Origin of the sequence: Plastoroseomonas hellenica, assembly GCF_018129085.1 — a bacterium.
GTDB classification, from domain to species: Bacteria; Pseudomonadota; Alphaproteobacteria; order Acetobacterales; family Acetobacteraceae; genus Plastoroseomonas; species Plastoroseomonas hellenica.
Map to the genome: position 1 here is coordinate 1 of NZ_JAAGBB010000127.1, position 3,088 is coordinate 3,088.

A 3,088-nucleotide genomic window follows, 5' to 3' on the forward strand; every position below is an offset into this window, starting at 1 on the left:
GACCGGTCCGCCGGCCGCCACCGCCCCGGCGCGCCGGATGCCGGGGGTGCAGATCGCCGCCGCGCAGCGGGTGCCGCTGCCGCGCGCGGCGGTCCGGGACCAGGTGCCCGGGCGCTGCGCCCCGGCGCAGGTCACGACCCGCACCGGCAACCATGCGGGCTTCGGGCGCATCGTCTTCGCCTGGCGCATCGCCGCCGACTATGCGGTGCGGGAGGGCGGGAACGGCATCCAGCTCCGCTTCTCGGGCCCGGGCTGCGCGCCGCCAATCGACAGGCTCGCGCCGCCGCGCAACGTGCGGGCGATCCTCGCCGATGACGGCGGCGCCGCGGTCTGGATCGAAACCGCGCCCGGCGCCGGCATCCGGCACTTCCGCCTGTCGGACGGCCGGCTGGTGATCGACGTCCTCGACGCCCCCGGCTGAGCGCCGGGCCTCGAGCCAGGATGCGTCAGCCGCCCGCCGGGACGATGCGGCCATCCTCCATGCTGATGATGCGGTCGGCGATGTCGAGGATGCGGGGGTCGTGCGTCACCAGCAGGATCGGCGCGCCGCGCTTCTTCGCGAGGTCGCGCAGCAGATGCACCACTTCCTGCCCCGACTGCTTGTCGAGCGCCGCGGTCGGTTCATCCGCCAGCACCAGGCCGGGATCGGCGGCGAGCGCGCGGGCCACCGCGACCCGCTGGCGCTGGCCGCCGGAGAGATGCGCCGGCAGCTTCTCGGTGTGCTCGGCGAGGCCGACCGAATCCAGCAGCGCATCGGCGCGCTGTAACCGCTCCCGCTCCGTCAGGCCGCCTTGCATCTCGAGCGCCATGGCCACGTTCTGCCGCGCGGTCAGGAAGCCGAGCAGGTTGTGGTTCTGGAAGATGAAGCCGATGCGCTGGCGGAGTGCCACGCGCGCCGTCTCGCTGGCGCCGGCGAGCTCATGGCCAAGCACCCGGGCGGAGCCTTCCTGCATCGCGCGCAGCGCGCCGATCAGGGTGAGCAGCGTGGTCTTGCCGCTGCCGGACGGGCCGGTCAGCAGCACGATCTCGCCCGGCGCCACCTCCAGCGCCACCTGGCGCAGCACCGGTCGGCGCAGCTCGCCCTCGCCGAAGGCATAGGTGATGTCGCGCAGCGCGACGGGGGGCTCGGTGATCGTGTGCATCAGAACATGTCCGCCGGATCGGCGTCGCGCAGCTTGCGCACCGCCAGCACGCCCGCGATGGCGCACATGCCGAAGATGAAGCCGAAGACCGTCAGCCCGCGCTCCAGCTCCATGCGGAGCGGCAGGAAGGTCGCCTCCCCCACCAGCCCGTAAAGCCAGGAGGAGGCGAGCAGGCCCGGGATGAAGCCGAGCACCGCGAGGATCGTCGCCGCGCCCAGCACCACCCGCGTGAGATAGCCGTTGGAGAAGCCGATCGCCTTCAAGGTCGCGTATTCGCGGATGTGGTTGGCGATGTCGGAGAACAGGATCTGGTAGACGATCACCATGCCGACGATCAGTCCCATCAGGCTGCCGAAAGCGAAGATGAAGCCGATCGGCGTCGCATTGTCCCAGTAGTTGCGCTCATGCGCGACCAGCTCGTCATAGGTCAGCACCGCGACGTCCTGCGGCAGCAATGCGCGGAGCCGCGCCTGGGTCGCCAGGATGTCGGCGCCGGGTTGCAGGCGGATGGTGACCAGATCGGTCATCGCGGGGTCGCGGTTGATGATGCGGCGGAAGTTCAGCTCCGACATCACCACATTGCCATCGGCGCCGAAGCTCGCGCCGATATCGACCAGGCCGACCATGCGCATGTCGCGGTTGCCGACCTGCACCTGGAAGGGCCCGTCGCGGTCGAACATCGCCCCCACCGGGCCGAATTCCGGGCGGGAGCGGCGATCGAAGGCCAGCGTGTCCGGCTGCTTCAGCGCCTCGATCAGGGGGCTCAGGCCGGGCAGGTCCATGGCCCCCGATTCCGTGTCGAAGCCGATGAGCTGCACGGTGCGGCGGGTGCCGGTCGCCGGATTGCGCCAGGCGGACTGGAGCAGATAGACCGGCACCGCCTGCCGCACCTCCGGCAGCGCGAGCGTCTGCCAGGCGCGCACCCGCGGCAGCGGCTCCGGCCGGAAGGAGGCGGTGGTCAGCGGATGCATCAGGAACAGCTCGCCCCGCATCGCCGACATGACGGAGGACGCGCTTTCGAACAGCGCCGCGCGGAAGCCGAGCTGCATGAAGACCAGCACGCAGGCGAAGACGACGCCGGCGACCGCGGAGACCAGCCGCGACCGTTCGGCGCGGAGCTGCCGCCAGGCGAGGCGCAGCGGCAGCAGGATGCGCGTCGCGAGGCCCGGGCCACGCGCCGGCACGGCGGGCGGGGACATCTCGCCGCAGCGTTCCGGCGCCCAGGGCAGCAACTCGGCGGATCGGTCGCTTGACCGATCCGAGGCCGCGAATGCGGCCCGCGCGCGACCATCAGCGGCGCCGGGTGCGTCCTGGCAGCGCGAAGCCAAGCCGGCGGATGCCGGCGCCGGCGTTTGAGGGGGCTTGTGAGGCGCGATTTCGTTCATGGGCGGATCGCCACCTGCACCTGCATGTTCGATCGGCGCTCCAGCGCCCGCCGCCCTGGCTCGTCGAGGGCGAGGCGGACCGCGACGGTGCGGGCGTCGACCGCGGCAACGGGATCGGTCGCCGCCTGCGGCGCGCGGCGCACCTGCCAGCCGATCTCGCGCACCGTTGCCGCGAAGCGCCGGCTCTCGCCCGGGACCAGGATCTCGGCCGACGCGCCGAGCCGGATGCGCGGCAGGTCGGTCTCATAGACATCGGCGACGACGTCGAGGCGCGAGAGGTCGCCGATCTCCATCACGCCGTCATCGCCGATGCGCTCGCCAAGCCGCGCGATGATGCGCAGCACGGTGCCGGCGATCGGCGATCGCAGCCGCGACAGCGCGGCATCCGCCCTCGCCTTCACGACCGCTGCCTCGGCGGCGGCGAGCTCGGCCTCGGCAACGGCGACATCCTCGGGCCGCGGGTTCAGCATCCGCTCCAGCGTGGCCTCCGCCTCCGCGCGCTCGGCGCCGGCGCGGGTCGCGGCGAAGCGCTGGCGCTCGGCGCTGGCGACGCCGCCGGCC

4 protein-coding genes are annotated in these 3,088 nt (G+C 72.7%); 1 reads left to right on the forward strand and 3 read right to left on the reverse strand.

Annotated features, from left to right (window positions below; genetic code table 11):
• Nucleotides 1-421: hypothetical protein (locus GXW71_RS34335; RefSeq protein WP_211858555.1), on the forward strand; the 421-nt coding region annotated here is incomplete at its 5' end.
• Between the two features lie 25 nt (nt 422-446).
• On the opposite strand, the gene GXW71_RS34340 is transcribed toward GXW71_RS34335, so the two are convergent.
• From GXW71_RS34340 to GXW71_RS34350, 3 genes are all read right to left on the reverse strand, one after another.
• Nucleotides 447-1,142, reverse strand: a complete 696-nt coding sequence (locus GXW71_RS34340; RefSeq protein WP_211858556.1) for an ATP-binding cassette domain-containing protein — start codon at nt 1,140-1,142, stop codon at nt 447-449.
• On the reverse strand, nt 1,142-2,341 hold the full coding sequence (gene devC, locus GXW71_RS34345) for an ABC transporter permease DevC (RefSeq protein WP_211858557.1): 1,200 nt from the start codon (nt 2,339-2,341) through the stop codon (nt 1,142-1,144). The genes GXW71_RS34340 and devC overlap by 1 nt, the downstream gene beginning before the upstream one ends.
• Before the next feature lie 182 nt (nt 2,342-2,523).
• Nucleotides 2,524-3,088: efflux RND transporter periplasmic adaptor subunit (locus tag GXW71_RS34350; protein ID WP_211858560.1), on the reverse strand; the 565-nt coding region annotated here is incomplete at its 5' end.